12 protein-coding genes are annotated in these 12,955 nt (G+C 68.2%); 6 read left to right on the top strand and 6 right to left on the bottom strand.

The genetic code is table 11. The features are described 5' to 3' along the window. Window positions 1–162 precede the first annotated feature (162 nt). The 3 genes from GEV07_17415 to GEV07_17425 form a co-directional block, all read right to left on the bottom strand. Window positions 163–1,287: a hypothetical protein gene (locus GEV07_17415; GenBank protein MQA04420.1), complete on the bottom strand. Its 1,125-nt coding sequence runs from the start codon at window positions 1,285–1,287 to the stop codon at window positions 163–165. Beyond that, window positions 1,284–1,772 carry a hypothetical protein gene (locus GEV07_17420; protein ID MQA04421.1) on the bottom strand — a complete coding sequence of 163 codons (489 nt, stop codon included), beginning with the start codon at window positions 1,770–1,772 and terminating at the stop codon, window positions 1,284–1,286. The genes GEV07_17415 and GEV07_17420 overlap by 4 nt, the downstream gene beginning before the upstream one ends. 114 nt (window positions 1,773–1,886) lie before the next feature. Then, a complete protein-coding gene (locus GEV07_17425; GenBank protein ID MQA04422.1) occupies window positions 1,887–2,423 on the bottom strand; it encodes a GNAT family N-acetyltransferase in 537 nt (178 codons plus the stop codon). Window positions 2,424–2,569: 146 nt separating this feature from the next. Here GEV07_17425 and trpS point away from each other — a divergent pair, with 146 nt between their 5' ends. Next, entirely contained in the window at window positions 2,570–3,586 is a 1,017-nt protein-coding gene (trpS, locus tag GEV07_17430) for a tryptophan--tRNA ligase (protein ID MQA04423.1), read from the top strand. 33 nt (window positions 3,587–3,619) lie between these two features. Here the strand turns inward: trpS and proC are convergent, their stop codons facing one another. Beyond that, on the bottom strand, window positions 3,620–4,426 hold the full coding sequence (gene proC / locus GEV07_17435; protein ID MQA04424.1) for a pyrroline-5-carboxylate reductase: 807 nt from the start codon (window positions 4,424–4,426) through the stop codon (window positions 3,620–3,622). Window positions 4,427–4,447: 21 nt separating this feature from the next. After that, window positions 4,448–5,383, bottom strand: coding sequence for a proline dehydrogenase (locus tag GEV07_17440; GenBank protein MQA04425.1), 936 nt, complete (start codon window positions 5,381–5,383; stop codon window positions 4,448–4,450). Window positions 5,384–5,614: 231 nt separating this feature from the next. On the opposite strand from GEV07_17440, the gene GEV07_17445 reads away from it, so the two are divergent. The 4 genes from GEV07_17445 (at window position 5,615) to GEV07_17460 (ending at window position 10,316) form a co-directional block, all read left to right on the top strand. Further along, complete coding sequence (locus GEV07_17445) at window positions 5,615–6,310, top strand: SDR family NAD(P)-dependent oxidoreductase (GenBank protein MQA04426.1); 696 nt, start codon at window positions 5,615–5,617, stop codon at window positions 6,308–6,310. A gap of 87 nt (window positions 6,311–6,397) precedes the next feature. Further along, a complete protein-coding gene (locus GEV07_17450; protein ID MQA04427.1) occupies window positions 6,398–8,041 on the top strand; it encodes a CDP-glycerol glycerophosphotransferase in 1,644 nt (547 codons plus the stop codon). Between the two features lie 2 nt (window positions 8,042–8,043). Then, entirely contained in the window at window positions 8,044–8,649 is a 606-nt protein-coding gene (locus GEV07_17455) for a GNAT family N-acetyltransferase (GenBank protein MQA04428.1), read from the top strand. Window positions 8,650–8,756: 107 nt separating this feature from the next. Then, window positions 8,757–10,316, top strand: coding sequence for a PrsW family intramembrane metalloprotease (locus GEV07_17460; protein ID MQA04429.1), 1,560 nt, complete (start codon window positions 8,757–8,759; stop codon window positions 10,314–10,316). A gap of 52 nt (window positions 10,317–10,368) precedes the next feature. Here GEV07_17460 and GEV07_17465 read toward each other — a convergent pair whose 3' ends face one another. Next, window positions 10,369–11,181 (bottom strand): TIM barrel protein, encoded by an 813-nt coding sequence (locus tag GEV07_17465; protein ID MQA04430.1) that lies wholly within the window; start codon window positions 11,179–11,181, stop codon window positions 10,369–10,371. A gap of 123 nt (window positions 11,182–11,304) precedes the next feature. On the opposite strand from GEV07_17465, the gene GEV07_17470 reads away from it, so the two are divergent. Further along, window positions 11,305–12,090, top strand: a complete 786-nt coding sequence (locus GEV07_17470; GenBank protein ID MQA04431.1) for a hypothetical protein — start codon at window positions 11,305–11,307, stop codon at window positions 12,088–12,090. Window positions 12,091–12,955: the final 865 nt, after the last annotated feature.

Below are 12,955 nucleotides of genomic sequence, written 5' to 3' on the forward strand. Positions count from 1 at the left end.
CTACTACGCAACGTTACCAGTGGTGAAGGCCGAACATAACGAAACCAGTGTGATTGAAACTCATATTAGTTAACCAACGACCGATTTGTCGGCTGTGCTCCGCTCGGACGGAACCGGACGGCCCCGGGCGGTACCCGGGGCCGTCCGTCGATCGCTGCCGGGTCAGGCGTCGGCGAGCTGGATCTCCGGCAGGACGACGAACCCGAACGGGTCGACCCGCACGTTCTTGATCCGCTCGGAGTACGCCTGCGGCGAGTTGTGGTAGAAGAGCGGGATCCCCGGCATGTCCTCGAGGACCTGGTCCTCCGCCTTGTAGTAGTCGGCGTAGCCCTTCGTCACGGTCGGCTGCCGGTTGCCCTGGTCGACGTACTTGTCGACCTGCTTGTTGGTGTAGAACGTCCGGTTCGCCGAACCACCTGTGCCCCAGATCGGCTCCAGGTAGTTCTGCATGGACGGGTAGTCCATCAGCCAGGAGTTCCGGAACGGGCCGGTCATCTTCTTCTCCTCCTGCGCTGTCAGGTATTGCGCCTGCTGCTGCTTGCGCAGCGCCACCTTGACGCCCAGGTTCTTCCGCAGCTGGTTGGCGACGGCCGTCATCCACTGCTCGTGGCCGCCGTCGGAGTTGTACCAGAGCTCCAGCGTGCCGTCGAAGCCGCCGGCCTTGTCGTACAGCTGCTTCGCCTTCTTCGGGTCGTACTCGCAGTACTCACCGCACGGGTTCTCCCGCTGGCCGGCGACGACCGGGCTGATCAACGACGTGGCGGGCTCGTGGGCGCCGTCGAAGATCTTGTCGATGATCTGCTGCCGGTTGATGGCCATGGAGAACGCGTGCCGCAGGTCCTTGTTCTGGAACTTCTTCTCGTACATCGGGAAGTCCAGCCGGGTCAGCTGCGACGTCTTGGCCTGGAAGTACCGGTCGCCGAGCGTGCTCTTCGCGTCGCTGATCTTCGTCGGGTCGACGGCCGCCTGGTCCAGGTTGCCCGCGATGAGGTCCTGGTACGCGGTGTCGAGGTTCGCGTAGATCTTGTAGTTGACGTTGTCGACGTGCGCCTTGTTCTCGCCCTTGTAGCCCTTGTGGCGCTCGAGGTTGATCTGCTCGTTGTGCTCCCACTCGCCGTCCATCTGGTACGGCCCGTTGCCGACAGGAGACTTCTCGAACTCCTTGTACTTCTTGCTCGTCGGGCCCGCCTGCGCGGCCTCGACGCCTTCCTTCGGCAACGGCGTGAAGGCGTTGTAACCCAGCACGAGCGGGAACTGCCCGAACGGCGCGCTGAGCGTCACCTTCATCGTGTAGTCGTCGACCTTCTCCAGGCCGGAAAGCTCCTCGCCTTCGGGTCACCTTCGAGTGGACTGGTCTCGCCGTAGCCCTCGATCTTCTCGAAGAAGTAGTTCGCGTCGTACGCGTGCGGCCCATAGGCGTAGGCGTTCCACGCACCGATGTACGAGTCGACGGTGACGTCTTCGCCGTTGTGGAACTTCCAGCCCTTCTTGATCTTGATCGTCCAGACCTTCTGGTCGTCGGACTCGATCGACTCGGCCATCCGGTTCACCGGCTCGTTCTTCTCGTCGAAGCTGATCAGGCCGGTGTACATGTACTGCAGCATCTGGCTGCCGCACAGCTCGGTGCTGTGACCGGGGATGAAGTGCTTGGGCTCGCAACCTTGCAGGGAGAAGCTCGACTCCTCCTCGCCGCCTCCGCCGCCACCACACGACGCGACGAGCGCCATCGCCACTGCCCCCGCACCCAGGCGTGGCAGGATTCCACGTCTCATTAAACGCCTCCGAAGGTTTGCTACACGTCTCCCCGGAGGGTGCCTGCAATCCGCCGGGCCCGCTATCGGGTCGAAACCTTTGTGGCCGATTCGCAACCTGCCGACTGCGCGCAGTCAGGAACCCGCAGGTCGGTAGGCCATCTGGAACTCCATCCGGGCACCGTTCCCCGGCACCGGCTGCCGGCTACCGGTCGGGACGAACCCGCACCGCTCGTACAGCCGCTGCGCCGCGTCGTTGCCGTCCACGACCCACAGCACGCAGTCGAGCGCCTGCCGCCCGCACCAGTCGACGCAGAACGCGACCAGCGCATCGCCTACGCCGCGTCCACGGTGGTCCGGAGCCACCCACATCCAGATGATCTCGCCGACGCCGCCGTGGTCGAACGCGCCGACGACACCCGCAGGCAGCCCGTCGTACTCGGCGAGGGCACGCACCCCGCGCTCCGGGGTGAGCATCGCGCGCCACTGCGCCTCGGCCTGCCCGCGCGCCTCGGCGAGCGTGGTGACGAACGCGTCCGGGGCGTCCGCGAGCGCGCTCAGCCGGACCGCCCGCGTCTGCTCCCAGTCGTCCGGTGTGAGCGCCCGCACCGTGATCTCGCCACCCATGGCCGGGAAGGCTACCGAGCGCCCGCCGGACGCACGCGGTAGCATCGATGTCGTGCGTACGACGGTTCACCGCTGCTGGCTCACCTCACCGAGGCGAGCCGCGTAACGCACCCCACCTACAGGCCGTCTCGTCGAGGCGGCCTGCGTCGTGTTCCGGCCGCTCGGCGGGGCCGGAACACGACGGAGGATCGATGGCACGTCACCGGCGGATCTTCAGCGGCACCGCGCCGAGCGGGCGGCTCAGCCTGGGCAACCTGCTGGGGGCGGTCGGCCGCTGGACAGTGCAGCAGTACGAGGCCGACTGCCTGTTCGCCGTGGTCGACCTGCACGCGGTCACCGTCGAGCACGACCCGCGGGACCTGCGCGCCAGGACCCGCGAGTTCGCCACCACGTTGTTCGCCGCCGGCCTGGACCCGAACGTGTGCACGGTGTTCGCGCAGAGCCACGTGCCCGCGCACCGCGGGCTGACCTGGCTGCTGGAGAGCACGGCGACGGACGGCGAGCTGCGCCGGATGATCCAGTACAAGGAGAAGGCCGCCGCCCAGCAGACGGTGCGGGCGAGCCTGCTCACGTACCCGGCGCTGATGGCCGCCGACATCCTGCTCTGCGACACCACCGAGGTGCCCGTCGGCGAGGACCAGCGGCAGCACGTCGAGCTGGCCAGGAACCTGGCGCTGCGGTTCAACGCGAAGTACGGCGAGACGTTCGTGCTGCCCGAGGTCCGGCTGCCCAGGGTCGCCGCGCGGCTGTACGACCTGCAGGACCCGACGCGGAAGATGAGCAAGTCGGAGCCGGACGACGCGCTGGGCGTGATCCGGCTGCTCGACCCGCCTGACGTGGTGCGGAAGAAGGTCGCCCGTGCCGTCACGGACAGCGAACGCGAGGTGCGCTACGACCCGGCCGCCAAGCCGGGAGTAGCCAACCTGCTGACCCTGCTTGCGGCGTTCGGCGAGGACCCGCCTGAACAGCTCGCCGAGCGGTACCCGGACTACGGCACCCTGAAGGCCGACGTCACCCACGCCGTGGTCGACGCCCTCCGCCCGATCCAGCACCGGTACGCAGAGCTGCAAGCCGACCGCAGCTACGTGGACACCGCCCTGGCCCTGGGCGCCGAACACGCGAGCGACCTGGCCCGCCCCGTCCTCACCCGCGCCGAACGCGCCTTCGGCCTGCTACCGCTGCCCGCACCGGCCCCGGTGCCCACCTGACCCAGGGTCGGGGGACGCGAGCTGGCGGCGGGGCTACTTGCCCGTCGCCAGTTCGCGGGAGCGGTCGCGGGCGGCGACTATCGCGTCGAGGACGGCGGCGCGGACTCGGTGGCTCTCCAGCTCGCGGATGGCGCTGCTCGTCGTGCCGGCCGGGGAGGTGACGTTCTCCCGCAGGGTCACCGGGTGCTCGCCGCTCTCCACCAGCATCGCCGCGGCGCCCTTGATCACCTGCACCACGACGTCGTGCGCGACGTTGCGGGGGAGGCCGAGGAACAGCCCGGCGTCGGTCATCGCCTCGACCAGGAAGTAGAAGTACGCGGGACCGCTGCCGGCCAGCGCCGTCACGGCGTCCTGCTGCGACTCGGGCACCCGGATCACCTTGCCGACCGGGCGCAGGATCTCCTCCGCACGCTGCAGGTGCTCCGCCTCCGCGTGCGAGCCGCCGGAGATCGAGCTCATCGCCTCGTCGACGTGCACCGGCGTGTTCGACATCACCCGTACGCACGGGGTGTTGGCGGGCAGCTTCGCCTCCACCGTGGCCGTGGTGATGCCCGCGGCCACCGAAACCACCAGCTGGTGCGGCAGCACGTGCGGCCCGATCTCGTCCAGCAGCACGCCCATGTCCTGCGGTTTCACCGCGAGCAGCAGGGTGTCCGACGCGGCCACCGCGTCGGCGTTGCTCACCATGGAGACGCCGTAGCGCTCCTCGAGCATCTTCGCCTTGTCCGCGCTGCGGGTGGTGCCGTAGAGCTGCCCCACCGGCTTGCCGGCGCGCAGCATGCCGGACAGCAGCGCCTCACCCATCTTGCCGACGCCGAGTACGGCCACCGTGTCAGTCATCGTTCCTCACTATCTCGCCGATCAGCGCTTGGTCGTCAGCGCCCGCAGGAAGACCGCGGTGTTCGACGGTCGCTCCGCCATCCGCCGCATCAGGTATCCGTACCACTGCACGCCGTACGGCACGTAGATGCGCATCCGCTCACCGCGCTGCGCGAGCCGTCGGTGCTCCTCCGGCCGCACCCCGTACAGCATCTGGAACTCGTAAGTCCCGGGGTCGCGGTGGAACTGCACCGCGAGCGACGTGCTGATCTCCACCAGCCGCGGGTCGTGGGTGGCGACCATCGGGTACCCGTCGCCGTGCATCAGCAGCTTCAGGCAGCGCACGTACGCCCGGTCGATGTCGCGCTTGGTCTGGTACGCGACGGACTCCGGCTCGTTGTACGCGCCCTTCACCAGCCGCACCCGCGACCCGGCGCCGGCCAGCTCCCTGCAGTCGCCCTCGGTACGCCTCAGGTAGCTCTGCACCGCCACCCCGGCCCAGGGGAACTCGCGCCTGACCTCGCTGATGATCTCCAGCGTCGAGTCGGTCGTGGTGTGGTCCTCCATGTCGAAGGTCACCGTGGTGCCTGCGGCCTTGGCCGCCGCGCAGATCCGGTGCGCGTGCTCGAGCGCGATCTTGTGCCCGTCGCCCACGATCGACAGCGACTGGCCGACGGCGGAGAGCTTCACCGCCACCTCGCCCACCTCGCTGAGCCCCTCCGCGGCGAGCCGGTGCAGCAGCGCCACGTACGTGTCCGCCGTCTGCGCCGCCTGCTCGAGGTCGGTCGTGTCCTCGCCGAGGTGGTCCAGCGTGATCGACAGGCCCGCCCCGGCCAGCTCGTGCGACGCGGCGATCGCGTCGTCCTCGTGCTCCCCCGCGACGAACCTCCGCACCACGGTTCGCGACACCGGCGCCGTCTCGATGGCCCGCTTGAGCCGGTCGGAGTCGGCAGCTCTCCCTAGCACCTTGCCCAGCACGAGAAGCTCCTCACCTCGGAAGACGACGTGGCCGCCTGCTCGTATCCCATCTTTCACCCACCCGCTGCGAGCAGCGGCGCTGGCCCGGCGGGCAGTGACGTTGCGACCCCGCCTTGCCCGACCAGTAACACAGGCACGCTACGCTCGGTGCGTTCATGCAGCTGACACTCGTCGTTTACTACTCCTAGTGGCCGCAGGAGGGCCAGCCTACTGATGTCGAAGCCACAGACGATGCTGGTGACGGGAGCTTCGAAGGGGATCGGCAGGGCGACCGTCCGCCGCTTCTTCGCTGCCCCCGACGGGGCCACCGAGTTCATCCTGCTCGCGCGGAAGTCCGACGACTTCGACGAGCTGGTCCAGGAGCTGGAGTCGGATAATCCGCACGAAAAGCGCGTATACCGGTACGACATCGATCTGGCCGACCGCGAGGCGCTGATCGAGCTCGCCGCCGAGATCATGCGCAAGCACCAGCGCGTCGACCTGGTGGTCAACAACGCCGGGTACACGGACCCGAAGGCCATCCAGCAGATCGACTTCACGTCGTTCGAGCGCACCATGGCGGTCAACCTGTACGCACCGTTCACGATCGTCCAGGAACTCCTGCGGCACGGGAACACGTTCGAGCTGATCGTGAACATCGCGTCGACAGCGGGCCTGGGCGGCCGGCCCGGCTGGCTCACCTACTCCGCCTCCAAGTCGGCGCTGATCACCATGTCCGAGGTGATGAAGGAGGAGCTGAAGATCTTCGGCACCCGGGTCTGCTGCATCTCGCCGGGACGCTGCGCCACCGACCTGCGCCGCACCCTGGCACCGGACGAGGATCCGACGACCATCATGCAACCTGAGCACGTCGCCGGTGTCATCGAGATGCTCGCCTCCGAGGCCGGGCCCTACGTGGACAGCCAGAACCTCGTCGTCCGGATGTGACATGCCGATGATGGACGACCAGACTCCAGCGGCCAGCTCGACTGGCAGGAAGGCCCGCTGAACGTGCTTCGCCGTCTTCGTATCCTGATGCGCCGGGTTCGCATGCTGAGCAGGCTGTTCGGCCTGAACGCGATGGCCATCGTGTCGTTCCTGCTGCTCACCTTGAGCCCGATCCCCTGGCTCGGCTTCGTCACCAGCGCCCTCACCCTCGGTGCCGCCTGGTGGCGCAACCGCAAGTCCGGCATGGGCAAGGCGGTCAGCGTCCGGATCCTGCTGGTCGGTGGCCTGATCGCGCAGTACCTGCCGAACCTGCAGGACACCAACGACTACAGCCTGCTGGCCACCACGGCGATGCTCGTGATGTTGATGATGCACGAGGGACTCGTCCAGCGGGTGGTGAGCAAGGCGCGGCTGCAGTTCGGCCAGCTGCCGAACTTCGCCACGCGCACGGACGTACACGTCGCACCGCAGTACGTCTTCCACGCGAACACCCTGATGATCGTGTTGCTCGGCGTCTTCGCGGTGCCCGAGTTCCCGTCCTGGCCGCTGGTCGTCGCCGCCGGCCTGCTTTCTGCGGGCGTCGCCGCGCTGCTGTTCGACGCCCGCGCGCTGCTGCGCGGCAACGGCCGCGCCTGGGCACGGTTCAGCGAGGCGCTGCAGGAGTACGAACCGACGTTCGCCGTGTACTTCAGCGGCCCGCCAGGGATGGTGTACCAGGTGTCCATGTGGCTGCCGTACCTGGACCGGCTCGGCAAGCCGTACGTGGTGGTGCTCCGCGAGGGCGCTGTGTTCAACCACATGCTGCAGCTCACCGACCAGCCGGTGGTCGTCTGCAACACCATCGGCAACCTCGACCAGGTGGCGGTCGACGGTCTGCATGCCTGCTTCTACGTGAACAACGGCATGAAGAACAGCCACTTCGTGAAGTTCAGGGACATCACGCACATCCAGCTGCTGCACGGCGACAGCGACAAGCCGCCGAGCTACAACGCCGTCACCGGGATGTACGACCGGGTGTTCGTCGCCGGCCAGGCCGGGATCGACAGGTACCACAAGCACGGCGTGAACATCCCCGAGTCGAAGTTCGAGATCGTCGGGCGCCCCCAGGTGGAGGACATCGACGTCACGAGGACCCACATCGGGGACCGCAGCAACAAGGCGGTGCTCTACGCCCCGACGTGGGTGGGCTTCTCCGACACCGTCAACTACTGCTCGCTGCCGGTCGCGCACATCTTCGTGCAGAAGCTCATCGAGCGCGACGTCACGGTCATCCTGCGCTCGCACCCGTACACCGGCAGGGACAGCCAGTCGCTGCAAACCCTGCACGAGCTCGAGCACCTGCTCGCGCAGGACAGGCAGCGCAGCGGCCGCAAGCACGTCTTCGGCAGCGCCGCGACCGAGGAGCTGACCATCGTCGAGTGCTTCAACGCCGCGGATGCGATGATCTCCGACGTGTCAAGCGTGGTCTCCGACTTCCTGTTCTCCGAGAAGCCGTTCGCGATCACCGACATGGTCGACGAGCAGGACGAGTTCGTGGAGTCGTTCCCGCTGGCGCGGGCCGCGTACGTGCTCCGCAAGGACATGTCCAACGCCGACGACGTGCTCGACCAGCTGCTCAAGACCGACCCGCTCGAGCAGACCCGCAAGGAGGCCCGGGCGTACTATCTCGGGGACTACCCGGCGGAGACGTACGTGGACGCGTTCGTCGCGGGCGCGAACAAGTACATCTGACCGTGGCCGGCACAGCGCTGAAGAAGGTGGCCGACCGCACCACCGTGCGGGAGATGGCCGTCGTGCTGGCGAGGTCGCTGTTCGACGACCCGTCGATGATCTTCCTGATCCCCGACGACGACGCACGGGCGAAGCAGCTCCCGCGGCTGTTCGACGTGATCCTGCGCAAGAGCCTGCCGTTCGGCGTGTGCAGTGCGGTGGCCGACGGCGCGGAGATCCTCGGCGTCGCCGCGTGGCACCCGCCGGGCGCGATGCGCTCGCGGACGCAGGAGTGGGCGACCACGGCGGGCTACGCATGGGCGTTGCGCGGCCGCACCCGCCGGGCGGAGACCTTCGGCGAGGCACTACGCGAGGCGCACCCGACCCAGCCGCACTGGTATCTCTCCGTGCTGGGCACCGACCCGTCCGCGCAGGGACGCGGCGTCGGCACGAAGCTGCTCACCGACCGGCTGGCGGAGTGCGACAGGGCCGGCGAGCCGGCGTACCTGGAGACCAACAAGGAACGCAACGTCCGCTTCTACGAGCGGTTCGGCTTCCACGTACTGCAGGAGATCGAGATCCCCGAGGAAGGCCCGCGCACCTGGGCCATGTGGCGCGACCCGAAGTAGCAAACCACCACGAGTCGTAACAACTGAGCCGGTGCTCATCAGGCAGCACCCTGCGCAGGTGAACCGGCGGGCCCGTACCCGGGGGTGGGCCGCTAGGGTCAGGGGCCATGAGTACGCCTCAGGCCGTTTCGCGTGCCCTGCTCGAGGGCCGCCGACCGGGACGTGCCCCGGTCTCGCTGATCATCGCGCTGGCCGTCGCCGGCCTCGCCCTGCTCGCCGTCATGGCGCTGTGGATCCTGAGCACCGTCGGCATCGCGATCATCTTCTTCTTCATCGCGCTGCCGACCGCCGTGCTGTACCTGTCGGTGATGCTGTGGCTGGACCGGTTGGAACCGGAACCGAAGCTGCTGCTGCTGGTGTTCCTGCTGTGGGGCATGGGCGCGTCGATCCTCCTCGCCGGCTACCTGAACTCGTGGTCGCAGGAGGCCCTCTGGGTGCCCGCGTTCGGCAAGGCGATCGGCAGCCAGCTCACCGCGTCGATCAGCGCGCCCGTCACCGAGGAGACGCTGAAGGCGCTGCCGCTGCTCTTCTTGCTGTGGCGGCGTAAGCACGAGCTGAACGGCCTCACCGACGCGGTCGTCTACGGCTCCACGGTCGCGCTCGGCTTCGCCCTGGTGGAGAACGTGCAGTACTACATGCGCAGCTTCTTCACCGGCCTGGAAGCCACCGAGAACGCCGTCGGCGCCGTCGTCACCACGACCATGACGATCCTGTTGCGCGGCGTCGCTTCGCCGCTGTGCCACCCGCTGTTCACGGTGATGACAGCCGTCGGCGTGCTGTACGCGGCGAACCACCGTGGTGTCATGCGCGTCTTCGCCGTACTCGGTGGCTGGTTGGCGGCCATGTTCCTGCACGCGCTGTGGAACAGCGGCACCACGCTCGCTGTGCTCGCAGGCATCCCGCCGACCTCGTTGATCGGCTTCGGCCCGCTGGTGCCGCAGTACCTGTTCTTCATGGGCCTGATCGCCGTGTGGGTCTGGCTGCTGGTCAAGGACCGCGGCAAGACCATCGCGCTGATCAAGACGCACCTGCCGCAGTACGCGGGCACCGGCGCGGTCACGAACGCCGACGTCGAGATGCTCAGCAGCATGTCCGGCCGGAAGGCCGCCCGCCGGTACGTCAGCAGGCAGTACGGCAAACCGGCGGTACGCGCCATGCGCAACTACCAGCTGGCCGCCACCGAACTGGCGATCGCACACGACCGCGCCATCAAGGGCGGCAGCACGGCACAGCAGTTCGAGGAACGCAGGGACGGCCTGCTGCACGTGCTGACCACCTCGTACCAGGCGGCCATAGGCGGCCCCGGCGTAGGCGCGGCCCCCTGGCAAACCGGCGCCCCGGGCGTCCCCGGCGGCCCGCCACAGGGCCCACCGCCGGGCGGTCCAGGCGGCCCACCGCAGGGTCCACCACCGCATGGTGCACCGCCGCCGCAAGCACCGCCACCGCAAGGTGCACCGCCGCAGGGCCCACCGCCGGGCGGTCCAGGCGGTCCAGGCGGCCCACCGCAGGGTCCACCACCGCAAGGTGCACCGCCGCCGCAGGGCGCGCCGCCGCAGCGGTCGCCTCAGCCACCGCCGCCGCCGATTGCGCCGGGCACGCCGCCGCGGCAGGGTCCGCCACCGCAGGCGCCACCACCGCCGCAGGGCCCACCGCAGGACCCGCAGTAACCACGACGACTACGGCCGGGCACCACAGGTGCCCGGCCGTAGTCGTTTCGCGCTAGCTGCGGCGCCAGGCGGTGTGGTCGGTGTCGTGCGCGGCGGCGAGGTGCAGGCGGGAGAAGGCCAGCGACTCGGCGAGGTCGGCCTCGCGGTCGGCGCGGCTCTCCGCCTTCCTGGTGTTCAGCTCGAGCACGACCATGCCCCGGTACGACGACGACGCCACGTACTCGAGCACCTCGCCGCACGGTTGGGTGCCACGGCCTGGCACCAGGTGCTCGTCGCTCTTGCTGCCGGTGCCGTCGGCGAGGTGGACGTGCGCCAGCCGGTCACCGAGCTCCTTCGCCATGTCCAGCGAGTTCGAGTGCGAGACGGCGGCGTGCGAGAGGTCCAGCGTGACGTTCGCGTAGTCCTGGTCGACCGGCGACCAGTGCGGCGCGTACGCGCCGGTGCTCAACCCGACCGGGCCACGCCACGGGTACATGTTCTCCACGGCCAACGCCACCTCGGTCGTGTCCTGCAGCCGGCCGACCTTGCCGACGAAGTCGCGTGCGTAGTCGAGCTGCCAGCGGAACGGCGGGTGCAGCACCACCACGTCGGAGCCGAGGGCGTCGGCCGCCTCGATCGACCGTTCCACCTTCGCCCACGGGTCGTTGCCCCAGACGAACTGGGTGATCAACAGGCAGGGCGCATGGATCGCTCGTACGGCCACCTCGTGGTAGTCGGACAGCCGCTTCAGCGCGTCGACGTCCTGGCTGACCGGGTCGGTCGACACCATCACCTCGACGCCGTCGAAACCGAGCCTGGAGGCGATCTCGAACGCCGTCGCCGTCGACTCCGGGTAGACGGATCCGGTCGCGAGTACGACGTCCATCGCGGGGACGTCAGAACCTTCGTGCACGCTGACACTTTAATGGTATTTGACCGACGGTGAGTAACGCCGCACTGCCCGAACCCGCTGGCGAACCGTCGAAGGCATCGCCGTATCGTGTGAGAGGTGCCCGAGCTAGGACTGGATTTCCCGCGCGAGTGGATCGAGTTCGTCGATCCGGACGACGACGAGCAGGTGTTCCGCTGCGACCTCACCTGGCTGTGTTCGCGCTACACGTGCATCTTCGGCAACGGCTGCAAGGGTACGTACGGCAACCCGGTCGGCGAGGGGTGCTGCAGCCTCGGCGCGCACTTCACCGACAAGGCCGACCGCAAGCGGGTGAAGAAGTACGTCAACCAGCTGACCCCCGAGCTCTGGCAGTACCACGACGAGGGTCACCAGCGCGGCTACACGATGCGCGACGAGGACGACGGTGAGCTGCAGACCCGGGTCGTCGACGGCGCCTGCATCTTCCACAACCGACCGGGGTTCGCCGGCGGGGCCGGCTGTGCACTGCACAAACTGGCGCTCGAGAACGACCAGCCGATCCACGAGACCAAGCCCGACGTCTGCTGGCAGGTGCCGATCAGGCGCACGTACGACTGGGTGGAGCGCAACGACGACACCCAGGTGCTGATGATAACCATCACCGAGTACGACAGGCGCGCCTGGGGCCCCGGTGGCCACGACTTCCAGTGGTGGTGCTCCGCCGCGACGGAGGCGCACGTCGGCGCCGACCTGCTGTACGTCTCGTACGAGCCCGAGCTGCGCGAGCTGATGGGCGACAAGGCGTACGAGCGGCTGCGCGAGACGTGCGAGGAGCGGCTCGCCCAGGGCCTGGTGGCACCGCACCCGGCGGATCCGCCGTCGCCGAACGGCAAGAAGATGCTGCCGATCGTGGACGCCAGCTAGCCCTAGATGGTTGATTCCTTGGTCAGTGGTCGTAGGCGGTTAGTGATCATTTCAGGATGCGACGCCCTGACCTGGTCGGATAGGCCAGGCTGCCTTGTGACCTGCGGAAACTGTGCCGGACTGTACCGGTCGGTACTGGGCGTTTCTGAGCCTGGTGCGCCCCCGGTGCGCCCCGGCGGCGGGGGACTGGGCTGCCCTCTTTCACCAGTATCGGGCAGGACGGACACGACGACGTCGTCGACATGACCCGCCGGTGTTGATCCCGGTACCCCGACCGAGTGGGCGGCGGTCACGCCCTGCTACGCGAGGGCAAGCTCAGCGGCGCTTCATCAAGGAACACTGGATCATCCGACGTACCGAAGTCCAACGTCGGATACGAAAAGGAACACCTGACCGCCGGACCGCTCCTCAACAACCCGCCGCCCGCCTCGCCATACGTGATACCCGGCCTCTACGACGGTAAGTCGGGCCAACCACCGGTCAACCCGACAGCCCGGTTCACCAGCTCATATCCGACTGCAAGGCTCGACAGCTCTGGGCGGTCGATCGACTTGCTAACCGTCCTGCCGACCAGTTGTCCGATCCTGTCCGTGCTAAGGATCGCGATGGTTGGTGATCGTCTTGCTACTTGACCGCCACGTCGCCTGCGCGGTCTTGTCGCTGGCCACGTCCCCGGTGACTGGATCGCCGGTCACAGCAGCGTCCTGTTACGTACGGTAGTGAGAAATTGGTCGCGGTAGGGACCGCCCTTGCGGGCGGCCCCCCGCGCAGATCCCAGCGTGCGGGACTACCGCACTGGGCTCCTACCTTGGGTGTGTGGCGGCGAAGCGGACTTCGGGGAAAGGGTGCATTGGCCGGACTCGGG

Source organism: Streptosporangiales bacterium (assembly GCA_009379825.1).
GTDB lineage: Bacteria > Actinomycetota > Actinomycetes > Streptosporangiales > WHST01 > WHST01.